The organism is uncultured Limnohabitans sp. (assembly GCF_937889215.1).
In the GTDB taxonomy this organism is placed as follows: domain Bacteria; phylum Pseudomonadota; class Gammaproteobacteria; order Burkholderiales; family Burkholderiaceae_C; genus Limnohabitans_A.
The window spans coordinates 1-4007 of the sequence record NZ_CALBEX010000453.1; the positions used below are offsets into that span (position 1 = coordinate 1).

A 4007-nucleotide genomic window follows, 5' to 3' on the forward strand; every position below is an offset into this window, starting at 1 on the left:
AATGCGGTCCACGGTGACGCCGGTCATGACGTGCAAGTTGGGTCGGCCCAAGTTTGGCGTGAGGTAGGCCTTGGCCGCGCTGAAACGCTCGCCCGCCTTCTGCGTGACTTGGTACAGGCCCACGCCTTCTTGCGAGGGGCCATTGAAGTCGGTGGTGTGCGTCAACCCCGCTTGCACGCCCGCCTCGACAAAGCGTTTGGCGAACGGATTGGGGCTTTGCAGATCGGCCACGTTCAAGGGGCCGTTTTGACCATGCCATTCGTTGTGGATGCGCTCGTTGTGCTCGGCCCTCAGAAAGTAGGGCAAGACCTCGGCCCAGGACCAGCCCGTGCAACCCATCTGAGCCCAAGTGTCGTAATCGACGGCTTGACCACGGATGTAGGCCATCGCATTGGTCGAGCTGGAGCCACCCAAGGTGCGGCCACGCGGCTGAAAACCGATGCGGCCGTTCAAGCCGGGTTGCGGCACGGTGTCAGGCCTTGCGAGACGATTTCGGTGCGGGCCATGAGCGCGATGCCCGCCGGGCAATGGATCAAGGCGCTGTTGTCGGGTGGCCCGGCCTCGATCAGGGCCACCTGCACTGCAGGGTCTTCGCTCAAACGGGCTGCCAGCACGCACCCGGCCGAGCCACCGCCTACGATCACGCAGTCAAAGTCCATGAATTCCCCCCGTCCAAATGTTTTGTGCGTCCAATATAAGGGCTCTAGCGTGTCGCGGCCTGTCTTGTGTGCATCAGGGTTTTTCCCAGTAAACCCCTTGTCACGGTGAGATCTCGTTGGCCCAAAAACCCCTCAAAATGGGATCACATGAGGAGATAAGTTATGCGGACCGTCCTTGAGTTTCTTGGCCCGGGAATGTTCACCAGGCCGCACCTATGAGCAGCCCAGCCGTCAACTTCGAAGAGGCATGGCAAGACAAGCGCTGGTGGTGGCTGCTGAGCCCTTCGATACCCTTGACATTCACAAGCTCCTTGCTGGCGTTCGTCATGACTGGGCAATGGTGGTGCATGTTGCTGGCCCCATTGATCATCCATGTCTTGTTGCCGGTGCTCGACCGCGTGTTGGGCGAGGACTTCAGCAACCCGCCCGAATCGGCGGTGGCGCAACTCGATCAGGACATGTTTTACCGCGCCATGGTGTGGGCCTATGTGCCCCTGCAAATGATCGGCACGGTGTTGGGCACCTGGATCGCGGCCACCCAGCCACTGGATTGGTTTGGATATGCCGCCTTGGTGCTCACGGTGGGGGCCATCAACGGCATAGGCATCGGCACCGCGCATGAGTTGGGCCACAAAAAAGAAACCTTGGACCGGTGGCTGTCCAAGATCGCTTTGGCACCCAGTGCCTATGGTCACTTTTTTGTCGAGCACAACCGGGGCCACCACAAACGCGTAGCCACTCCAGAAGACCCGGCCAGCGCCCGCATGGGCGAAAGCTTTTGGGCCTTTTTGCCGCGCTCAGTTTTGGGGAGCTGGCAATCGGCCTGGACGCTGGAGCAAGAGCGTTTGAACAAACAAGGCATGCGTGTTTGGCACTCCCAAAACCACAACCTCCAGGCATGGGCCCTGACCCTGCTCTTGTTTGGCGCGCTTTGCGGGTGGCTGGGCTGGATGGCGTTGCCGTTTCTGCTGTTGCAGGCGGTGTACGCCATCTCGATGTTGGAAGTGGTGAACTACGTGGAGCACTACGGTTTGCTGCGCCAGCGTGACGCGTCCGGGCGCTATGTGCGTTGCGAGCCCGAGCACTCCTGGAACAGCAACCACTTGGTGGGCAACTTGCTGCTCTACCACCTGCAAAGGCATTCAGACCACCACGCACACCCCAGTCGCCGCTACCAAGCGCTGCGGCATTTCGCGTCCGCCCCGCAATTGCCCGCAGGTTACGCCACCATGATCACGGTGGCGTATTGGCCGCCTGTCTGGTTTGCGTGGATGGACCGCCGTGTGATGGCGCACTACGGCGGGGATTTAGGGCGGGTCAATGTGCAAGCGTCAGCTCGGCACAGATTGATGCAGCGTTGGCCTGACCCAAGGAGAAACGTCGAACCCTAAAGGCCCGACGGGAGGCATGTCACTTTGCGATGGGATCGGTTTTCGTAGGTCGGTGCCTTCAGGTCCGACACATGGCGGGTGGGCCACTGGCATTCGAAAATGAAGCTGCGCGAAACGATGGTTAGCGGACCCTAAAGGCCCGACCCATCAGAAGGCATCGGCTCAGCAAGGCCTCAGCACCAGGGCAGGGCATGCCTATGGCCTCAGGTCTCAACAAAAGCCAATACCGCTTCCAGCATGCGCCGAACATGGGGCTGCACGCCCTCTGCCACTGCGGGCAAATAGTCAAAGGGCCAGCTTTCCTGCATGTAGCTGCTTTGCGTCATTTCCAGCTGTACCGCGTGCACGCCTTGCGTCGGGTTGCCATATTGGCGGGTGATGTGCCCGCCTTTGAAGCGGCCGTTGAGCACCGCCGTGTAGCCGGTGGCTTGCTTGCCAATGGACAAGAGCAGTTCGGCCAGCACAGGGCTGCAGCTGGCCCCGTTGGCCGTGCCTAAGTTCAGGTCGGGTAAGGTGCCTTCAAAAAAACGTGGCACCACCGAGCGGATGGAGTGCGCGTCCCACAAAGCGGCCGCGCCATGAGCGGCTTGGAGGCGGGCCAGCTCTTGCGCCAGTTGTGCGTGGTACGGCTGCCAAATGGCGTCGCGCCGCTGGGCAATCTCGGCTTCGCCCGGCACATCGGTTGGGTCGCGGTACAGCGGCTGGTCGTCAAACAAATCCACCGGGCACAGGCCCGTGACGCTTTGCCCGGGGTACAGGCTCGCGCCGTCTGGCGGCCGGTTCAGGTCGATCACAAAACGCGAATGCGTGGCCACCAGCACAGACGCACCGAGTTCATCGGCGAAGTCGTAGAGGCGCTCCAAGTGCCAGTCGGTGTCGGGCACGCGCTGGCCTTCGTCGGTGAAACGCACGGCCAATTCAGGCGGCACATGCGTGCCCACATGCGGCATCGAAATCAGCAAAGGGCGTGTGCCTTGGCGAAAGCGGAAGGGGGGCTCGGTGGTTTGAAACGTCATCGGTGATGCCATTGTGATCGATTGAAAAGAACGAGTTGGCGTGGCTTCACGCGCTCAGCGGCGCAGCAAAACGATGTTACGGTAGCCCAACCGTATCAAGCCCTGATCTTGGAAGTGCCGCAGCTGCTGATTGACGCGTTGACGTGATGCGGAGGCGGCTTGGGCCAGGTCCGATTGGCTCACACGCAGCATCACACCGTCGGGCACGGTCACGCTGTTGAATTTGGCAATCCGCTCCAACGTGGCCCACACGCGTTGTTCCAGGCTGTGCATGCCCTGATCGGCCAAGGTGTCAAACAACTGGTTGATGCGTAGACCCAAAATGCGCAGCAGGTCCACCGCCACCACGGGGTCGCGCCCGATCAGGTCGATGAGCCGACTGCGCTCAATGTGCAGCACCTGTGTCTGACCCGACGAGACCAAATCGGCCGGGTAAGTGGATTCCGCAAACACCGAACTCAGGCCTGATATTTCTCCGGGCAGCATCCAGCGCAGCAATTGCTCTTCACCTTCGGGCGTGGTCACGCTCACGCGCAACCGTCCCTTGACCAACATCAAAGCGGTGGATGTGGGCTGACCACGGCTGAGCACCACATGCCCATCGGTCCAATTGCGCAGAACACCCACGTTGTGTAGGGCTTGTGCTGAGCGGGGCGTGAGCGCCGCGTTTTCTGCCCAAGCCTGGTTGAAGACAGCGGCATCAAGGGCTTTGAACACCGCGCTGCGCTTGTCGGTTGATGGGGGCTTGGCGGTGGTGTGTTGGCGTGTTGGGGGCATGGCTCGCTCAGGTCTCTTTCAAACTTATTTTGAGTGCTTTCCCCTAAATTGTCACATCAGAAACAATTTGCGGCATCGGAGGGGAATTAAATCGGCTCACCGAGCTTGAGGGTGATCAAGCCTGTAACCCATCCATTGGAGACAACATGAAATTTACTGCCCCT

3 protein-coding genes and 1 pseudogene are annotated in these 4007 nt (G+C 60.4%); 1 reads left to right on the forward strand and 3 read right to left on the reverse strand.

Annotated elements, in window-relative coordinates; genetic code table 11:
* Nucleotides 1–659 (reverse strand): annotated as a pseudogene (locus Q0341_RS11495) (GMC family oxidoreductase N-terminal domain-containing protein); the annotation flags it as partial.
* Nucleotides 660–874: 215 nt separating this feature from the next.
* Here Q0341_RS11495 and Q0341_RS11500 point away from each other — a divergent pair.
* The gene (locus Q0341_RS11500) at nt 875–2050 is read left to right on the forward strand and encodes an alkane 1-monooxygenase (RefSeq protein WP_299513390.1); all 1176 of its coding nucleotides are present in this window, start codon (nt 875–877) and stop codon (nt 2048–2050) included.
* 203 nt (nt 2051–2253) lie between these two features.
* On the opposite strand, the gene hutG is transcribed toward Q0341_RS11500, so the two are convergent.
* Both hutG and Q0341_RS11510 read right to left on the reverse strand, forming a co-directional pair.
* Entirely contained in the window at nt 2254–3066 is an 813-nt protein-coding gene (gene hutG / locus Q0341_RS11505; RefSeq protein WP_299513393.1) for an N-formylglutamate deformylase, read from the reverse strand.
* A gap of 54 nt (nt 3067–3120) precedes the next feature.
* Nucleotides 3121–3843 carry a Crp/Fnr family transcriptional regulator gene (locus Q0341_RS11510; protein ID WP_299513396.1) on the reverse strand — a complete coding sequence of 241 codons (723 nt, stop codon included), beginning with the start codon at nt 3841–3843 and terminating at the stop codon, nt 3121–3123.
* Nucleotides 3844–4007 lie beyond the last annotated feature (164 nt).